Consider the following 17,137-nt stretch of genomic DNA (forward strand, 5'->3'; position numbering starts at 1 on the left):
ACATAGGAGGTTACTACCGCCAGATCCTGCACCCAGCGTTGTCCCAATTCACGGATGCGTTGGTCGTATTCGGGGTCGGGCAGGTTTTCACCTTCGGCAAATTCTTTGGGGTCAAAAGGAATTTCCGAGCCATTTTGCAACACGGTATACATAGCCCCCTTGGTGTGATCGGGAGCGATAACGATATACCCCTGACTGGCGAACTCCATGGCCATAAATCCGTTCATTTCCTTGATTCCGCCGCGCCCGTGCGATAACACGATCAAGGGTTTGTCATTAGCGACTGCAAGCTTGAGGTCTGACTTGTAACCATTTTTGAAGTGACGTAAATGATTGAAAATAAAGCCCGGCATAGCCGCGATCCTGGCCAGGACCGGGCCAATTTTTTCTTGATGTTCCAGCCATGGGGCACTTTGCAATTCGGCGGTTTTGGTCAACGTGGGTTTATCGATCGGGAACCAGACCTTGGTCGGTAACACCCGGCCTCGCTCATTATCCACCACATCGAAAGAGTCCGTGCCTACACTGGCGGCACCGGACAATTCTGGATAACTGGGAATCGGAAGCATGAATAAAGGCACACTTAAAAGCATCAAGACAGCGATTTTTGATCCGATCAGCATTCCCGACACTTCAGTCTGGCGTATTGTCATAAATATCAGCAAACTAATGGCCACATAAACCGGCACCATTTGCCAGCGCCAGCCTTCAATGCCCAAATGTAGAGCCAGTGCGACAACACTTAGTGTGAGCAGGCCTTTCTGTAGCTTGGGATATTGAGAACCAAGCGACAGGATTGCCAACAAACAAAACAACAAGCAACTAATTTCCAAAAAACGCATAATGAGTATCTATTTACAGGGTATCAATTAATTTGTAATCAACACTTTATCGCGACCGGTTTCTTTGGCTAGTTTTAGACAATTGTCGGCTTTGTGGATCAATTCTGCCTGATGCATGCCGTCATCCGAGAATTGGGCAATGCCGGCACTGAACTCGAGGGTCGCCTTACCCTTGGGAAAACTGATGGGCGCTTGTTTTAACGCGTCCTGAATGCGTTCTATTAGCTGCTTGGCTTTGTGTTTATCGGTATTGGGAAATACGATCACAAATTCTTCCCCGCCCCAGCGCGAAATAATATCTTCAGCACGCATGTGTGATTTTAAAGAGTCGGCAAATACCTTAAGCGCTTGATCACCCGCAGCATGACCAAATTTGTCATTAAGCTTTTTAAAGTGATCAATGTCCAGGTAGGCCACCGAAGTTACGGTAGATTCACGTAACGCGCGTGAAATTTCCTGGGATAAACGAACTTCCAGAACGCGCCGATTATCAAGTCCGGTTAATGGATCAGTTCCCGATAGTGTTAACAAGCGCCGACAACGGACCACAATGCCAATCGCGATCAGAGTGGCACAAACCATAAGCAAAAAACGACTGTATTGGATATACCAGCTGATACCCGAAAATACATTACTGTCGGAAGCTGGAATATTCTGTGTCATGTCCCAATTACTCGTAACCCACACCAATATCAAGGCGTATTGAATGATCGAGCTTAGGCCGGCAGTGATACAGACCCGCACATCAAAGTATAAACACGACACAATGATGAGTAATAAATAAATCTCCCAAACCACCATGCTGTTGATGGCAACTTCGGGTTTACCGGAAATAGCAAAAAAGAACAGTGCCAGTGTGACCAGAGTGGTATCGGTTGCTGTGATCAAATAATGCCGAAAGCTTATATGTGTTTCGGTTTTGGAAAAATACAACAAGGCCAAGGCGATTAATAAGGCACTCGAGGCAGCGATCAGACCCACATAAACTTCAAAAGGCACCACGTCCTGGGATATGGCAACAAGTAGAAGGCCCAAACACAAAATAGCAACCAGAACGATTCGTATAGTCGCTGCCATACGTTCGCCCCCGGCAGCAATCAACATCAATGCCGTGTCAGGGGCACTCATGTATTTTGAATCCAGTATGTTCATGTTACTTACTTCCTGTAATCGATTCGAATTAGAGAAATTCTCGATTCGAGCTCTTTTCTCGTTTTTTTGGCTTACAAATCCCTAGAAAGAGGTTTACTGACCTATTCAATGTTATTTGTAATACTTATAACCCCGATTCTATCATGTAAAATAATGTTGTTCGTATGGGCGACACAGGTTTATCTGGTTTAAATCATTCAATATTAATAATATTAATATATAAAATAAATATAAAATATAAATGTTCAATTATTGGTATTTGCTTCCGGCGCTTTTATTCTCGCCGCTGTTACTGATTCAGGGCATGAGCACCCGACGTAAGGCCTTGCGTTTGCCCGAACCGACAGGTGACCGAATCGGGACGGCTGGCACTGGCAAGCCATTCAGACTTCTAGTACTTGGTGATTCTGCCGCCGCTGGTGTCGGGGTCAGTCATCAATCGCAAGCACTGAGTGGTCAATTGGCTAAAAGCTTAAGTACAGATTTTTGTGTGGAGTGGCAATTAATCGCCCAATCTGGACGTACCACTTTAGACACTTTGCATTTACTTTGTGATGAGCCACAGCAAAACAAGTTCGATGTGGTATTGATCTCATTAGGGGTCAATGATGTGACCTCATTAGTGCGGCGGAAAACCTGGATCCAACACTGTCGGAGCTTAAGCCGAGAGATTCAAAAAGTGTATTCGCCTAAAAGCATAGTCTGGTCTGACCTTCCCGAGATGGGCAAATTTACTGCCATGCCCCAGCCGTTAAGGTGGTTGATCGGTAAACGCAAAGATCACATGCGCCAGAGTTTGGCACACTGGATTGCACAAGAACCCGCCGTTAGCTTATTGGAATTTCCGGATGTATTTTCACAATCGGAAGAAAACATCCAGGACTGGATTGCCTCAGACGGTTTTCATCCGGGCGAAAAAGTCTATGCCTTATGGGGAAAATTGGCCGCTGATAAAATTAGAGATCTAGCGGTGGTCTGAATAAATTTGTTGAGCCCAGTTAGGCGACTTTCATACTGCTGAATAATTTTCTGTAATGCTTCCGGTAATTCCACCGCGGGCATTCCATAGCCGTCTGACATAAAAAGAGGAGCAAGCAAACTTTTTACCGCGACTGCCAGGGAGTACGGTCTTTTTACGGTGCGGTATATTTTTATATTCAAGCGCCCAGCGCACTTTTTCACATTAGTGCGAGATCGGAAACTGATACAAAACTATTTCTGGTCTGGTCATTGTTCAAGGATTATTAACGCTTATCCGGCGAGATATTCCTGATGCTTGCTGCAAATTTGGCATGTTCATCCAGATCTACCATTTTGTGAATATTTTTCGTGCTCGCCGGTTGATGTTTAAGACTAACCCCTTCAATATAATCATTTGTTGGTCGTATCGGACGCTCAACAAATCCGCCGCCACAATTTGGGCAGACATTGTGTAAGCGTTTTACGCAATCACGACAATATGTGCATTCGTAACTGCACATCATGGCCTCATCAGAGTCGGGCGCGAGAGTTTTATTGCACTGTTCGCAGTTGGGTCTTAGTTGTAACATGTAATCTTTAATCCTTTATAGAGAAAATTCCATTTATGCATGAATAAAGATTATATACATGCTGAAACCGCTGCACAAAAAAATCAGCCACCGATGTGCTATACATTGGTGGCTAAGAAAACTTAAGGCAAAGTATTGCCAGTTAAAATTTAAAACTAATTTTATATATCAGCGTGTTCGTATAAGGAAAATTTTGCTCCCGGGGTTCCGTAGATAACAACCGTACATGCGCCCCAGGAATCCGGGATCTTCCACTCACTAGTTGTGGTAACCGTAAAGCGCTGATTCTTGCGTGCACAGCGAGGTTCAAATTCTTTCACGCCTTCTTCAGCTGCAGCAAAAGCGAATACGCGGCGCATTGGGGTATAAGTCCAATAGCCCAAGTCACCGATAGTGGCATCGACTTTGATCAAATTACCGGTTTCTATGGCTTTTTGCATCGGCACCATGGCCATTGCCAAAGTTGTGAGTTTGTCATTTTCAGGATCGATCTGTTCTAGCAGGTTATAGGCATAAAAGGCCTCATGAAACAGACTTTGTTTGGCAGCCAGGGCAAAACGGGTTTGCAATACCGTCGACAACATTTCTTTGGAAAGATGCATGCCGTCGCGTACACTGGCCTTGCGTAAATGTTGTAATTGTTTAACTTGGTCACCGCTCTCGGCAGCCCGGTAAGCGCGCATTACTTCCAGCATACTGATCTCATGCACGGTTAAGTCCTGGCTGGCTTCGAGTTTGGCAAATGCGGCATCAGCAGCGGCCTTGTCACCAGTGCGGGTAGCATCTAATAGATTGGTGTAGGTATTACTGAATCCCTGATCAACACCCTCGAAGGTTTGTTCGAGCAAAAACTCAACCACTTCACCTGACACCGCTTCTTCAACCTTGGAACCCTTGAATATTGCTGGAGAGTATTTCAAGCTTTGTAATGCTTCAATGGCAGTTTTCTCAAACGGCATACCACCGACAGATGCTTCTATGATCGGATCCTTAACATTACCTTCTTTGTCCACAATGTAAGCAAGCTGAACCCAGCCTTCATTCCCCGAAATGCGAAGTTCAGATGGAAAAGGCAAGGTGACGGTATCTAATGGTTTGGCCGATTTAGTTTCTTGTGAATCGGTTTCTGCAGCCACTAGACTCATGCTGCTGAATAGAATAAACAGCGTGGTGAGAAGCGTTAAGTTTTTGTTTTTATTGAGTTTATTGAAATTTTTAGTCATTTGAATACGGCAAGGCTTAGTAAATAGAATGGAATTACGACCCCTCAAACGCGGCAAGGTTCGCCCGCAAGGCATCTTGAGGGCTGCATTTTACGGTGTTTACATGAAAAAGTGAGTCTCAGTGTCAATTTTTTCAGCAAGCCAGACGCAAAATCAGCGGTCTGGCTTTGTGAATATTTCTAATAGTAACGAATTGACAGCTAAAACGGGTTTTTTTGATTGGTGTAATTCTCTTCTGTCACGATCAAACCCTGTTTTTTCAATTCCGCCGTTATGGAATGCACACTACGTCCCAAGGTGTCAGCAATATCCTTGATTGCCTCGCCACGCAAAAAGAATTTTTTAACCCGGGTGCGATCTTCACTGCTCCAGCGTAAACCAGAATTTTTAGGACGTCCACTACGCTCATTGACCATTTGTTCATGCGCGATCTCTTCAGGACTTAATTGACGAAAACGTTTTTTAGGTTCGCCATTCGATTCTTGAATCGCTGGCTGACTTTCAGAACCACTTTCCTGCAAATTTAAGGAAGGGTCCAGTTGTGTAAGCTTTTCGAGACTTTTGGTAAACGCCAGAGCAAAATCGGGTAAAACATTATTAAACAGTAATAGACTTTGGCGTTCGTAACCATCCTGAGATTTTTTAGACTGGTTGATAACCAAATAATAATCACCACGCTGACTTTGTTTAATATCGAAAAAATAATTGCGTGACTTGCTGGTCACTTGAGTATGGAAAATATCCTGATTCATCACAACCTCCTTGTTGTGTGGAAAATAAAAATTTTGAAGCCTTCCCGCTATCGGGATACTTTACTTTAAATGAAACAGGACATCTCTGCGTCTGATGCTCTTGTCAGATAAATCTGATAGCCAGAAATTAATTAAATTTATCCAATTTTCTTTTTTTGAATTTTTGTATGGGTTTTCTGTATGGCCATTAACGCTGCAGAACCGTAGTACTGGTGTAATTCAACCTCAAAAATCCCGGCCGCTATTGCCGGGTCGGCTTTAATTAATTCTTGCGCTGCTTCAATGCTTTTGACATTGAACACATATATTCCCCGGCGTTGCATTTTGCCGTCTAAGGGGCCCGCTAGCACCAGTTGTTCTGCTTCGGCCATTACCCCCATGTTCGCGAAATGGCCGGCAAACAGTTCTTTACGTTTGGCTTCGTCGGTGATGCTTGCGTCATTGGGTCCGGTTTTCAGAATCGCCAAAACGTAGGAACGCATGCCGTAATCATCGGCGCCAAGTTCTGTCGCCAAAGCGGCATCATATGTACTTTCGCTCACGGCTTTGTCCTCACCGGTTATCAAAGCGGCACAGGCCAAGGCGTTAAGACCAAGCATTAAGGCCAATAGTTTAAAAACAGATCTCATAAGGCTTCTCCAGCTAGATGGGTGGTGGTTTCGATGCGCCCTTCCAGGGTTTTGTGCACCGGGCATTTGTTGGCGATCTCAATCAGGCGGTCGCGTTGCGCATCATCCAGATTACCACTGACCTGGATACGACGCACAAACCGATGGGTGAGTTTTTCATGAGTTTCGCAGTCGCGACAGTCCTCCGCGTGCACGCGTTCGTGTTGCACAAAGGTATCCACACTTTGCAGATCCCATTGTTTACGATCAGCATACATGCGTAATGTCATGGAAGTGCAGGTTCCCAGCGCCGCAGCCAGCAAGTCGTATGGTGTTGGCCCTTTGTTCTTGCCCCCCAGACTGACGGGCTCGTCGGCAAAAAAATGATGATCGGGGGTTTGCACGCGGGTTAGATATTTTGTTTTACCAATACTGGCAACAACTTCACCCTGGCGAGGAACTGGTTCCTGCTCATCTTCATTCTCGTCATCCGGCTGCAAATACTTGGCCGCCCAGGCTGCCAATACCGAGCCCACATACTCGGCGTCATTGCGGTTAGTAAGCATATGATTAGCGTTGTCTAATGACACAAAACTTTTCGGATGTAAGGCTTTCTGATACAAGAGTTTGGCGTGTTCAATACTCACGATCTCGTCCCAGGGCGAATGAAAAATTAATATCGCACGATTCAGATTGTGTAAAGTCTCTTCAATCTGTTGCGCTTTAAGATTATCAATAAAATGTTTCTTAATGGTCAGTTCACGGCCCGCGAGCTCCACATTCGCTTGCCCGGTATCAATAATGCATTGCATTTGGTCTTTGATCAGATGGGTCACATGTTCGGGATCGGCCGGTGATGCGATGGTTGAGACGGCCACGCATTCGGGTATACGTTTGGCCGCCTCAATAACCGCAGTACCGCCGAGAGAATGTCCAACCAGAATTTCCGGCGCCTGAAAGTTCTCGCGTAAATAAGCGGCGGCGGCTACCAGGTCATCCACATTGGTCGAAAAATTCGTGTCGGCGAAATCGCCTTCCGATTGCCCTAAGCCGGAAAAGTCAAAACGTAAAACCGCAAAGCCTTCTTTGACCAAAGCACGCGCGATGTAAGTTCCCGCCTTGGTTTTGCGGGTACAGGCAAAACAATGTGCGAGTAACACCGTGGCAATGGGTTCTCCAAAGTCGGGGGATTCCAGTGACCCGGTCAGTTCATTGCCATGCGGATTGTTGAATCGTATCAGAGTGTTTTTCATTTAGAACAATTCCAGTAAATAAAGCAGCGGTAGAAATTCAATGCGCACGTTACAATAGACATTGTAAACCAGCTGATTCAATAACGGATCATCATCCCTGAGGGAATATGACACTGAGTACAGACAGTATTGCGGCCATCACGACACCACCGGGTAAGGGTGGCGTGGGGATTGTGAGGGTGTCCGGAAACCAAGCTCAATTGGTTGCCCAAACACTTTTGGGTTTTGTGCCGCACGCTCGCCACGCCGAGCTCACTTGGTTCTTGAACGCTCAACAAGAAAAAATTGATCAAGGGATCGCGATCTATTACCCCGGACCCAATTCCTATACCGGTGAAGACGTTCTGGAATTGCAAGGCCATGGCGGACCTGTGGTTATGCAGCTGTTGTTAAATGCAGTCTTGGATTGCGGGGTGCGTTTGGCCGAGGCCGGTGAGTTTACGCAACGTGCCTTTTTGAACGATAAAATGGATCTGGCACAGGCCGAAGCGGTTGCTGACCTGATCGATTCAGGTTCAGCCCAGGCAGCCCAGGCGGCAGTGCGTTCCTTGCAGGGAGTTTTTTCGGTACAAGTGAATTCCCTGGTGGCGCAACTGATCGATCTGCGTGCCTATGTAGAAGCGGCTCTGGATTTTCCGGAAGAAGAGATCGACTTTCTGGCCACTGAAGAACTCGCCACGCGCTTTTCCCGGATCAAACAGGAATTTAATAACCTGCAACAAAGCGTGAAACAAGGGGCACTGTTGCGAGAAGGTTTAACCGCTGTCATAGTCGGTAAACCCAATGCAGGTAAATCCAGTTTAATGAATCGTCTGGCCGGTTACGAGGCCGCGATCGTTACCGACATTCCGGGTACTACGCGTGACGTACTCAAGGAACAGATCGTGTTGGACGGCTTGCCTTTACACATTATCGACACAGCCGGCTTGCGAGAAAGTGAAGACGTCATTGAGCAAGAGGGTATTCGTCGCGCGCATTCGGCCATCGAGTCGGCCGATGTTATTTTGCAAGTGGTGGACGTGAACGGCGTGGACATTGATCACGAACTTGAGCTCGACACATCTTTGCCAATCTTATCGATCTATAACAAGATTGATCTGGGGGCCGCATCACCGGAGGATTCCGACGAGCAGTTTATTTATCTATCGGCCCTGACCGGCGAAGGCCTCGACAAACTTATCACACAACTCAAGCGTATTGCGGGCTTTCAATCGGATGCGGCCAACACTCTTGGCGCACGTACCCGGCATCTGAATGCCCTGAATACAGCCCAATCGCATATTGATATCGCCTTTGAGCATTTGAGCACGTCCAGAGCCGGTGAACTGGTGGCAGAAGAATTGCGCTTGGCCCAGGAACACATGAGCTCCATCACCGGGGAGTTCACCTCCGATGATCTACTCGGAAAGATCTTTGGCAGTTTTTGTATTGGTAAATGACCCGCTTTAGAATTTTTCAATTATTTGAATCTGGTCATCCCTTATACCGTGTCGTAGTACGGCACAAGCTTGATACGCGATCCATCAAAAATCTCCTACAAAAAAAGCCGACAAAATGCCGGCCTCTCTAAAAATAGAACTCTTGCTCGATCGCTTCAATTAATTTGCAACAAAATCATCCAACAACATCAAACTTGCTGGTAAGCCATCATTATCAGCAGCTGTGATCTGATCATCCACAACGACCACTGTGTACAGACCTCGCGCATTTAGAGTTACTTCAGTTGCATCAACTATCGTATTCGTGGTGCCGGTTTCAGTGACAGTAAGGTCATAAGTTCCAGGAGCTTGCGACCGGAAATTGGTTGTGCCCGTTAAAGGTACATTCGTGAATTCCGGACTAGATGTTGATGGGTCAGTTCCCGGACTTTCCAGATAGATATCCACATTTCCCGACTGGCTAGCGGCATGAATAATGTCCAGTCTGGCATCGGTGGCGATGCGGCGATGATTACGATTGGTAAAAATTGACTGTAAGTTCGCGGCGGTATCCAGAACCACATATGTATGGCTTGAGCCTAGTACAAAACTCAATGTGTCATCCAGTAATACCGGTGTGCTGGTAACGGATTCAACCACTTTTAGGTTATAGCTAGAAGGAATGAAGTCGCTGTAACCAGAATCTGTTGCAAAAGCAAGATCACTGAATGCTAAATTGCTGAAGTCATCATCCAAAGCAACATCAATATTGGGTGAATCTGGCGAAGCATGCACAACTCGCACACGACTGGCAGCAGCACTGTCGATCAGCAGTTGTGAAGTGTTGTTGCCAAGAAATAACAGGCTCACAGGCGAGTCGCCGATATTAGTGCTGTCAACAGCAACAATCGTTGAGTCAACACCGCCCGAGATTGATAAAGGTCCAGAATCAAAAATTACTTCTTGTGTATTGAAGTGGGTTAGACGTACCTGAACAGATCCTGCGGTAAAATTTAAATTTGCGGTTTCTTGTTTAAAGCTTAAAGTGGTTTGCGGGGCTGCATTGGCCAGCTCGACATCAGGCGCGGTCACATATACATCCACCATTGGTGCATTCGGAGCCAAATGAATCACTCGTACACGCGCACTTTCTGCGTCAATAGCGTCATCGTTTTGAACCACAATATAAGGTTCCATAGCGCTATAGGTGTTTGATGCGATGACCAGAGTGTTGGTATTCGCAGGAAAGTCACGTTGGCTGATTGAAAAACGTGAGCTTGTGTTGCCATTGGGCAGAATGGCGCTCACCGTAACATCATGCACACCGGACCCCAAATCCACTTTCCCGGTTGCTGAAGAGTAAGTGAAGTTATCGGCAAACAAAAAGCCATCATCGCTGATGCGTAAATCCGGTGCATCGGCTGAGGCGTGTAGTATTTGTAAAGTTGCAATTTGCGGTTCGTCGTGACAAGCCGACAGAAAAATAAGTATCGTGGCGCAAATTATGGCGCTGAATAAACGCTGGCCAAGGTTAAATATGGGGTTTACATGCATATGAATTCTCCGGTTGGCGCCATTATAACTGAACTGCGTCGTCAATTAGATAAAGGAATTAGGCGGTAAAGCAAAAAAGATATTCTTGTGGGACAAAATAAAAAGCCTCCTTGCGGAGGCTTGTCTGAACATTAAAACCGGTGCTATTGCAATATTCTGTCCTGCTTATATAACCAGAATGCAAGCAGCAAGAGCAGTCCGGCTGACGCAAAAGTAGAGCTGGTTGAAAGCAGCATGTTTGATGTGGAAATGGTTTCATCTTTGAAGACCATATCCAGCAGTTTATATTGGCTCACAATCGGACTGGCTACAACCGAAGGAATGGCCGGAATGGTTTTCCACATCATCACAAAGAACGGGGCGAAGAACAGGAATATCGAGAAGCCCAAATAAGTCTGTGCCTCTTTGGTGCTTTTGGTGAAACTTGAAATAACCATCAGCAAGGCAGAAATAAATGCGGCCAGCGGGATCAGGATCAAACTGATCTTGGTGACGAGTTCCATATTGAAATTGAATATGTCCGGTATTTTATCGCTGGGTATGAGTTCAAATACAACCACAAATGAAATGATGGCAACAAACATACTGAACAAACAAAAAGCCAGCAAAGCAAAGAATTTCCCTAAAACCATTTTATTGCGCGAGACTGGCAGGGTCATCAGGGGCTCGAGGGTGTGTTTTTCTTTCTCACCGGCGGTTACTTCAATGGCAAGATAAAAAGCCCCCATAATCATACTAATTATTATGGCCATAGGCACCATCAAGCCTTGTGCACGACCTGAAGTGCCTTCCGACGAAACGTCTTCTTTTTCAACATTTATACTGTCAAACAGATTCACGTCAATGCCGCGAACTAACAGGCGTTGTTGATTCAAGGTACGTGCATAGCGATTCAGTACTGTACGAATCTTGTTTGCGGCTTTATCCGAATCATTGTCGGATTCAGTCATATAAACCTTGAGCGGTGCGGGTAAACCTTCACGGAGTTTTTCACCATAGGATGCTTTAATTTCCAAGACGACGGGGATTTCCAGGTTTTTGACTTTATCGCTAAAGTTTTCCGGTGCAGCAAGAATATTAAAATTGTTTTGTTGCAGATAAGTTATCAGATTTGGTGCCAATTCTTGCCCAGCAACGTGTAAGTCAGATTCCTTTTCAAAGTCTACGCTAGTTACACTGACAGTAATAAAGAATACAAAGGCCAGGTACAAGGGAAAGGCGATCGGATAGATCAAAGCAAAACCAAGCGAACGCTTGTCGCGAATATTGTCCTGAATCTCTTTTTTGGTGATGGAATATATTTGTTTCATTACGCTGCTTCCTCTTCAAGTGTTTCACCAATGGCTATGACAAAAGCATCCTCCAGATCCGTCTGTCCGGTTCTGCTATGAATACCATCCAGACTGTCGGCCATGGCTATCGAGCCTTCCGAGATAATCGCAATGTGATCACACAAGGCCGCCACTTCCTGCATGATGTGACTGGAGAAAAGAATACAGTGTCCTTCATTTTTCAGACGCCGAATAACTTTACGTAAACTACGGGTTGCCATTACATCCAGGCCGTTGGTGGGTTCATCCAGCATCAGGGTTTTGGGTTTATGCACCAGTGCCCGGGCGATGGCGACTTTAGTGCGTTGCCCTTGTGAAAAACCATCAGTACGGCGGTCTTTGAATTCGTCCATACCCAACATATCTACCAACTCGTCTATGCGTTTTTCCAACGATTTGCCACTGAGACCGCACACATTGGCGTAATAACGAATATTCTCCCGGGCCGTAAGGCGTGGATAGATGCCCGAGTTGTGGGGCATAAAGCCAATATGTTCTCTAACTGCCAAAGGGTTTTCTAATATGTCAAAACCGTCAACACTGGCGGTACCACTGTCGGGGTGCATGAGGGTGGCGAGCATACGCAAAGTTGTCGATTTACCTGCACCATTCGGCCCTAATAAACCGGTGATCAAGCCGTCTTCAGCAACAAAACTGACCTCTTCAACGGCAACGACCCGGTCTTGCTTTTTTTTGGCGCCTTTTTTCTTAAAAGTTTTGTAAAGGTTTTTTGCAATAATCATTTGTTCATCCTTTTTTCCCTGAATGTCGAGCGGGTGAGAGTGCCTTAAGGCGTTGGTCCATTGAAATCTATAAAAAACGGTTCGGGTTTTACTTTATTCAAACACTCGGTCTCAATTTCCTCAAAACTGGCCTGTTCAATAAATTTGGCCAGAATCGTCGGCATGCAGCCTACCGCCATCTGTATATGACCTTGACCTTCAAGAACAATGTGATTGCTATTGCTCATGTTTTGCATGGCTTGTTCGGCGTAGGCGGGCGGCGTAACCGGGTCAACGGATCCTGAAAGCAATAGAACCGGTTTGTCGGTTGTTACCAGCTCATGAAAGCCTTCATCAATTTCGCCCCTTGGCCAAATGTCACAAGTTAATTTCATGGCATCAAAAAAATCTTTGCCAAGGTAAGAATTTTCGAGTTTGCTCATGTCTATCTGAACATCATCAAACTTGTCGGCGTCTTCGGTACACAAAACCGAATTGTGCATGCCCATACTCATTAAATCGGCTATTTGACGAGTTTGGTTGATCGATTGTCTGGCCAGAGGACCGTAATGCTGGTTGACTGCCGCTTCGTAAAGTAAATTGGGCAAGATAGACATAGTTATTGGCGAATACAATGCCATGCGAATGCCACCGGCGAGATGCGCCGAGGTGAATAACAGGTCCTCTTTTTTACCCGTCACCATGTTTTCGATGGTAACTTGCCTGGATTCTTGTTTAAGCTCATCGATCAAGTCCCGAACATTTTTTTCCAATTCCGGAAAGGCATTACTGCAATCTGTGTCATTGGAACATCTTTTTAATAGATCATCTAATGCGCGCTGGCTTTCAAGTGCGATCTCTGGGCCAAGTGGACGGTCGGGAGATACTAAGCCATCTAGGATGACGCTCCGAACACGGTTGGGGTATTGCTTTAGATAATGTTGTGCCGTGCGCGTGCCGTAAGAACCGCCGTATAAATTCCATTGTTCCAGACCTAATGCCTTGCGTATTTCATCCAGGTCTCGCATGGCCACACTGGTAGTGTAATAACGCGGATCGCCGGGAAGCCCAGCCAGGCATTTGCTGGTGTATTCCTTCACAATCTCCGGATCGTATTCCACAGTGGTATCAAAGTTATCTGTATCACATTGCATTCGGTTTGATTTACCAGTGCCACGCTGGTCGATCAAATAAATGTCCTGATTGGTATTGATTTTTTTGAGGCGAAGCATATTCGGTACAAAACTTTCAATGGCGCCTTGGCCGGGGCCACCTGCGAGCAAGGTCGTAGCACTTTCACGATCCTTTTCATTTTTAGCTTTAAAACGAGCGATATGTAAGTCAATCTTTTTTGCATCAGCTTGCGCATAATTTTCAGGAACACTGAACACAGCGCATTCGGCTGTTACTTGCAATTTGCCAGTGGGATCTGAAACCTTGCAATTGGTGAATTCGATATCACCCACTACCGAATCGGCAAAGTTGTTATGAGTCAGCATGCCGCCGATTAAAGCGATTGTCAGGAACAGGGGGTTGAAAATACGTTTATCCATATGATTTAATCCAAAAGGTTCTTCTTGAAAACTATTTAAATTGATAATAAAAAATTGCGATCAGATACACTATCCATATGCCCATGAACAGAAAGACCACATGAATTTCTGGTAATACACCAATTTCACTTAGGTACTGTAAAGGCAAATAAAACAAGGAACTGTACATAGCAACCAGGCATGCCCTGGCATTCAGATTGTATTCAAACTCGTCCAGTGATCTGATCCAGCGCACCAGCAGAATAAAACACAATAAACTCGCGGCAATAATGCCTGCAGCAAAAACCACTTTTGCAGACAAGGCCTCAAATTCGAAAAAAGTTGCAGCAAACGCAAACACAATGATCACGGTAGCAATAACCAGATTGACAACAAGTGATTTAGTTTGTCTTTGTTTTTCTTTTTGTTCAGCGGGTGAAGTCATAATAATTTCCTGATAAATCAAAAAAACTTGCGGTAGTAATACACGCTTAAGAATACAAAACTCAGGCAGACCATCAGAGTGACGGCATCAAGCATTGGCAAAAGCTCCAGACGATGTAAAACAAACCAGGGGAAAGCTAAAAATCCGACATGAAAAGTTATGTTTCCGGCCTGATTAAAACTTTGGCGTTCAAACTCATCCATGTTGCGATACCAGATGAGCGTCAGGTAATAAAGAAAAATTGTAATTACAGCAGTAATGGCAATAAGCATTTCATTGGACAGGCCCAATGTTCCGCGTTCAAATTTTACATAGGCAAATCCAATTACAGCACCGATGCCTAGCGACAATGTGTAGATCAGGATAGAAAATTTGCGTCGCTTGCCAAGATTGGCTTTAGCCACATTCGATTCACTGTTGTTCATGCGTGCTCCTCATTGAAAATAGCTTCAATCGATTGCTCGAATAATTTTGCGATCTTGAATGCCAGGGCTAAGGATGGATCGTGTTTGCCGGTTTCGATGGCGTTCACTGCCTGACGCGACACGTCCAAACGTCCGGCCAGCTCGGCCTGACTCCAGTTTTTTTCGGCGCGTAATATGCGTAATCGGTTATTCATGAGAACGAAATGTAAAGCAAACCTTACATCATGTCAAGTAATATTGACAAAATGTCAGGTAAACTTGTACTTGACGTTGATTATTTGGCCACAAATCCGGCTTAACTGTCTGATTTGCTTTAAAATGCACATCCTTTTGCAATACGGAACCAAATTCCGAGCCAATCATGCGTTACCCCGAATCATTCGATGTCATTGTTGTCGGCGGCGGTCATGCCGGCACCGAAGCGGCCCTGGCCGCGGCGCGTATGGGTGTGCGTACCTTATTGCTAACCCACAATATCGAAACCGTGGGGCAAATGAGTTGTAACCCGGCCATCGGTGGAATTGGCAAAGGCCATTTGGTTAAAGAGATCGATGCCCTCGGTGGCGTTATGGCCAAAGCGGCCGATCACGCCGGAATTCATATACGTCGTTTGAATGCAAGCAAGGGGCCGGCGGTTAGAGCCACGCGTGCCCAGGCCGATCGTAGTTTATATCGAGCTTATATTCGTCACGCCGTTGAGAACCAGGAAAATCTGACTTTATTCCAACAAGGCGTGGATGATCTTATTATTGAAATCAATGACTCGGGACAACAGGAGATCAAGGGGGTTAAAACCCAAATGGGTCTGGAATTTTACGCGCCCAAGGTCGTGCTCACGGTTGGTACATTCCTGGGTGGAAAAATTCACATAGGTGAATCCAATTTTCAAGGTGGACGCGCCGGTGACCCACCGTCGAATGCCTTGTCCAAAACGCTACGCGCGTTACCCTTTAGGGTTGACCGTTTAAAAACCGGTACCCCGCCGCGGATTGATGGTCGCAGTATTGATTACACTCAACTGGAAGCTCAGGCTGGCGATGATCCGCGTCCGGTTTTTTCTTTCATGGGTTCGGTTGATGATCATCCCGATCAGATCCATTGTCACATCGCCCGCACCACCGAACAAACGCATGACATCATTCGTGCGGCCTTGCATCGTTCGCCCATGTACAGTGGCGAGATCGAAGGCGTGGGTCCACGTTACTGCCCATCGATCGAAGACAAGATCGTACGCTTTGCGGATAAAAATTCGCATCAGGTGTTTATTGAACCCGAAGGATTAAAAACCCACGAAGTCTATCCAAATGGTATTTCCACGTCGCTGCCGTTTGATGTGCAATACGCCCTGGTGCGTTCCATGCCCGGATTCGAGCAAGCGCATTTGTTGCGACCCGGTTACGCCATAGAGTATGACTTCTTTGATCCACGTGATCTCAAACACAGCCTGGAAACCCGTTTTGTCAACGGTTTGTTCTTTGCCGGACAGATCAATGGCACGACCGGTTACGAAGAGGCAGGCGCCCAGGGCTTATTGGCCGGATTGAACGCCGCACGTCAAGTACAAGGCAAGGAAAGCTGGACACCGCAACGCAATGAAGCGTATATCGGTGTGTTGGTTGATGATCTGGTTACCCAAGGCACACTGGAACCGTATCGCATGTTCACCAGTCGGGCCGAATACCGTTTGTTATTACGTGAAGACAATGCCGATGCCCGTTTGACCGCGAAAGCTTATGAACTTGGACTGGTTGATGAACAACGCTGGCGGGCTTTTAATAGTAAACAGGAAGCGATTGAAAAAGAAACCACGCGACTGACCACTACCCTGATCCGCCCAAGTGATTTTTCCGACAGCGAAGCAAAAAAATTGTTCGGTAAGAAGCTCTCGTCCGAATGCAAAGCGATCGAATTGCTCAAGCGTCCCGAGATCGATTATCAAACCCTGGTCAGCATGCCGATGGTGGGTGCCGAGGTTGACGATGCGACAGTTGCCGAACAAGTTGAGATCGCAACCAAATATTCGGGCTATATCAAACGCCAACAAGACGAAATTGCCAAGACCGCACGCCATGCCAATAAGCTTATCCCAGAGGGCATGGATTATGCCAGGGTGCATGGTCTGTCGAATGAGGTACGACAAAAGCTCAACGACATCCGTCCCGAGACCATTGGTCAGGCAGGACGCATTTCCGGTGTCACGCCGGCAGCGATCTCCTTATTGCTGGTGCACCTAAAAAAATCCGAACACAAGAACGGATTAAGTAAAAAAATTGCCTAATTCAGTTTGGGTTAAGTCCCGTTCTGTTACACATTAAGACCTATTTATATTG

17 protein-coding genes are annotated in these 17,137 nt (G+C 46.0%); 3 read left to right on the forward strand and 14 right to left on the reverse strand.

Annotated features, from left to right (window positions below; all coding sequences use genetic code 11):
- Both HKN88_02710 and HKN88_02715 read right to left on the reverse strand, forming a co-directional pair.
- The coding region (locus tag HKN88_02710) for a hypothetical protein (protein NNC96963.1) at window positions 1-842 on the reverse strand (842 nt) is incomplete at its 3' end.
- A 27-nt stretch (window positions 843-869) separates the two neighbouring features.
- Entirely contained in the window at window positions 870-1,994 is a 1,125-nt protein-coding gene (locus tag HKN88_02715; GenBank protein NNC96964.1) for a GGDEF domain-containing protein, read from the reverse strand.
- A 304-nt stretch (window positions 1,995-2,298) separates the two neighbouring features.
- On the opposite strand from HKN88_02715, the gene HKN88_02720 reads away from it, so the two are divergent.
- On the forward strand, window positions 2,299-2,973 hold the full coding sequence (locus tag HKN88_02720) for an SGNH/GDSL hydrolase family protein (protein ID NNC96965.1): 675 nt from the start codon (window positions 2,299-2,301) through the stop codon (window positions 2,971-2,973).
- 265 nt (window positions 2,974-3,238) lie between these two features.
- Here the strand turns inward: HKN88_02720 and HKN88_02725 are convergent, their stop codons facing one another.
- From HKN88_02725 to HKN88_02745, 5 genes are all read right to left on the reverse strand, one after another.
- Window positions 3,239-3,544, reverse strand: a complete 306-nt coding sequence (locus HKN88_02725) for a DUF1272 domain-containing protein (protein ID NNC96966.1) — start codon at window positions 3,542-3,544, stop codon at window positions 3,239-3,241.
- Between the two features lie 161 nt (window positions 3,545-3,705).
- Window positions 3,706-4,767 carry a hypothetical protein gene (locus tag HKN88_02730; GenBank protein ID NNC96967.1) on the reverse strand — a complete coding sequence of 354 codons (1,062 nt, stop codon included), beginning with the start codon at window positions 4,765-4,767 and terminating at the stop codon, window positions 3,706-3,708.
- 200 nt (window positions 4,768-4,967) lie between these two features.
- Complete coding sequence (locus HKN88_02735; GenBank protein NNC96968.1) at window positions 4,968-5,519, reverse strand: DUF3276 family protein; 552 nt, start codon at window positions 5,517-5,519, stop codon at window positions 4,968-4,970.
- A gap of 137 nt (window positions 5,520-5,656) precedes the next feature.
- Entirely contained in the window at window positions 5,657-6,148 is a 492-nt protein-coding gene (locus HKN88_02740; protein NNC96969.1) for a hypothetical protein, read from the reverse strand.
- Window positions 6,145-7,380 carry an alpha/beta fold hydrolase gene (locus tag HKN88_02745; protein ID NNC96970.1) on the reverse strand — a complete coding sequence of 412 codons (1,236 nt, stop codon included), beginning with the start codon at window positions 7,378-7,380 and terminating at the stop codon, window positions 6,145-6,147. The genes HKN88_02740 and HKN88_02745 overlap by 4 nt, the downstream gene beginning before the upstream one ends.
- A gap of 107 nt (window positions 7,381-7,487) precedes the next feature.
- Between HKN88_02745 and mnmE the strand changes: the two genes are divergently transcribed.
- On the forward strand, window positions 7,488-8,819 hold the full coding sequence (gene mnmE / locus HKN88_02750) for a tRNA uridine-5-carboxymethylaminomethyl(34) synthesis GTPase MnmE (protein NNC96971.1): 1,332 nt from the start codon (window positions 7,488-7,490) through the stop codon (window positions 8,817-8,819).
- Between the two features lie 159 nt (window positions 8,820-8,978).
- On the opposite strand, the gene HKN88_02755 is transcribed toward mnmE, so the two are convergent.
- The 7 genes from HKN88_02755 to HKN88_02785 all read right to left on the reverse strand — a co-directional run bounded on the left by HKN88_02755 (window position 8,979) and on the right by HKN88_02785 (window position 15,001).
- Window positions 8,979-10,352, reverse strand: a complete 1,374-nt coding sequence (locus HKN88_02755; protein NNC96972.1) for a DUF4397 domain-containing protein — start codon at window positions 10,350-10,352, stop codon at window positions 8,979-8,981.
- A 143-nt stretch (window positions 10,353-10,495) separates the two neighbouring features.
- Window positions 10,496-11,662 (reverse strand): ABC transporter permease, encoded by a 1,167-nt coding sequence (locus tag HKN88_02760; protein ID NNC96973.1) that lies wholly within the window; start codon window positions 11,660-11,662, stop codon window positions 10,496-10,498.
- Window positions 11,662-12,426: an ATP-binding cassette domain-containing protein gene (locus HKN88_02765; protein ID NNC96974.1), complete on the reverse strand. Its 765-nt coding sequence runs from the start codon at window positions 12,424-12,426 to the stop codon at window positions 11,662-11,664. The genes HKN88_02760 and HKN88_02765 overlap by 1 nt, the downstream gene beginning before the upstream one ends.
- A gap of 44 nt (window positions 12,427-12,470) precedes the next feature.
- Window positions 12,471-13,958, reverse strand: coding sequence for an alpha/beta fold hydrolase (locus HKN88_02770; protein ID NNC96975.1), 1,488 nt, complete (start codon window positions 13,956-13,958; stop codon window positions 12,471-12,473).
- Between the two features lie 31 nt (window positions 13,959-13,989).
- Complete coding sequence (locus tag HKN88_02775) at window positions 13,990-14,382, reverse strand: hypothetical protein (GenBank protein ID NNC96976.1); 393 nt, start codon at window positions 14,380-14,382, stop codon at window positions 13,990-13,992.
- 17 nt (window positions 14,383-14,399) lie between these two features.
- Window positions 14,400-14,807 (reverse strand): hypothetical protein, encoded by a 408-nt coding sequence (locus HKN88_02780; GenBank protein NNC96977.1) that lies wholly within the window; start codon window positions 14,805-14,807, stop codon window positions 14,400-14,402.
- The gene (locus HKN88_02785) at window positions 14,804-15,001 is read right to left on the reverse strand and encodes a helix-turn-helix transcriptional regulator (protein NNC96978.1); all 198 of its coding nucleotides are present in this window, start codon (window positions 14,999-15,001) and stop codon (window positions 14,804-14,806) included. The genes HKN88_02780 and HKN88_02785 overlap by 4 nt, the downstream gene beginning before the upstream one ends.
- Before the next feature lie 167 nt (window positions 15,002-15,168).
- Here HKN88_02785 and mnmG point away from each other — a divergent pair, with 167 nt between their 5' ends.
- On the forward strand, window positions 15,169-17,085 hold the full coding sequence (gene mnmG, locus HKN88_02790; GenBank protein NNC96979.1) for a tRNA uridine-5-carboxymethylaminomethyl(34) synthesis enzyme MnmG: 1,917 nt from the start codon (window positions 15,169-15,171) through the stop codon (window positions 17,083-17,085).
- Window positions 17,086-17,137 lie beyond the last annotated feature (52 nt).

It is taken from the genome of Gammaproteobacteria bacterium (assembly GCA_013001575.1).
Classification (GTDB): domain Bacteria; phylum Pseudomonadota; class Gammaproteobacteria; order Steroidobacterales; family JABDMI01; genus JABDMI01.

Coding starts and splice junctions, on each gene's coding strand:
- HKN88_02715 (NNC96964.1), bottom strand. CDS start 1,994: ATGAACATACTGGATTCAAAATACATGAGTGCCCCTGACACGGCATTG.
- HKN88_02720 (NNC96965.1), top strand. CDS start 2,299: ATGAGCACCCGACGTAAGGCCTTGCGTTTGCCCGAACCGACAGGTGAC.
- HKN88_02725 (NNC96966.1), bottom strand. CDS start 3,544: ATGTTACAACTAAGACCCAACTGCGAACAGTGCAATAAAACTCTCGCG.
- HKN88_02730 (NNC96967.1), bottom strand. CDS start 4,767: ATGACTAAAAATTTCAATAAACTCAATAAAAACAAAAACTTAACGCTT.
- HKN88_02735 (NNC96968.1), bottom strand. CDS start 5,519: ATGAATCAGGATATTTTCCATACTCAAGTGACCAGCAAGTCACGCAAT.
- HKN88_02740 (NNC96969.1), bottom strand. CDS start 6,148: ATGAGATCTGTTTTTAAACTATTGGCCTTAATGCTTGGTCTTAACGCC.
- HKN88_02745 (NNC96970.1), bottom strand. CDS start 7,380: ATGAAAAACACTCTGATACGATTCAACAATCCGCATGGCAATGAACTG.
- mnmE (NNC96971.1), top strand. CDS start 7,488: ATGACACTGAGTACAGACAGTATTGCGGCCATCACGACACCACCGGGT.
- HKN88_02755 (NNC96972.1), bottom strand. CDS start 10,352: ATGCATGTAAACCCCATATTTAACCTTGGCCAGCGTTTATTCAGCGCC.
- HKN88_02760 (NNC96973.1), bottom strand. CDS start 11,662: ATGAAACAAATATATTCCATCACCAAAAAAGAGATTCAGGACAATATT.
- HKN88_02765 (NNC96974.1), bottom strand. CDS start 12,426: ATGATTATTGCAAAAAACCTTTACAAAACTTTTAAGAAAAAAGGCGCC.
- HKN88_02770 (NNC96975.1), bottom strand. CDS start 13,958: ATGGATAAACGTATTTTCAACCCCCTGTTCCTGACAATCGCTTTAATC.
- HKN88_02775 (NNC96976.1), bottom strand. CDS start 14,382: ATGACTTCACCCGCTGAACAAAAAGAAAAACAAAGACAAACTAAATCA.
- HKN88_02780 (NNC96977.1), bottom strand. CDS start 14,807: ATGAACAACAGTGAATCGAATGTGGCTAAAGCCAATCTTGGCAAGCGA.
- HKN88_02785 (NNC96978.1), bottom strand. CDS start 15,001: ATGAATAACCGATTACGCATATTACGCGCCGAAAAAAACTGGAGTCAG.
- mnmG (NNC96979.1), top strand. CDS start 15,169: ATGCGTTACCCCGAATCATTCGATGTCATTGTTGTCGGCGGCGGTCAT.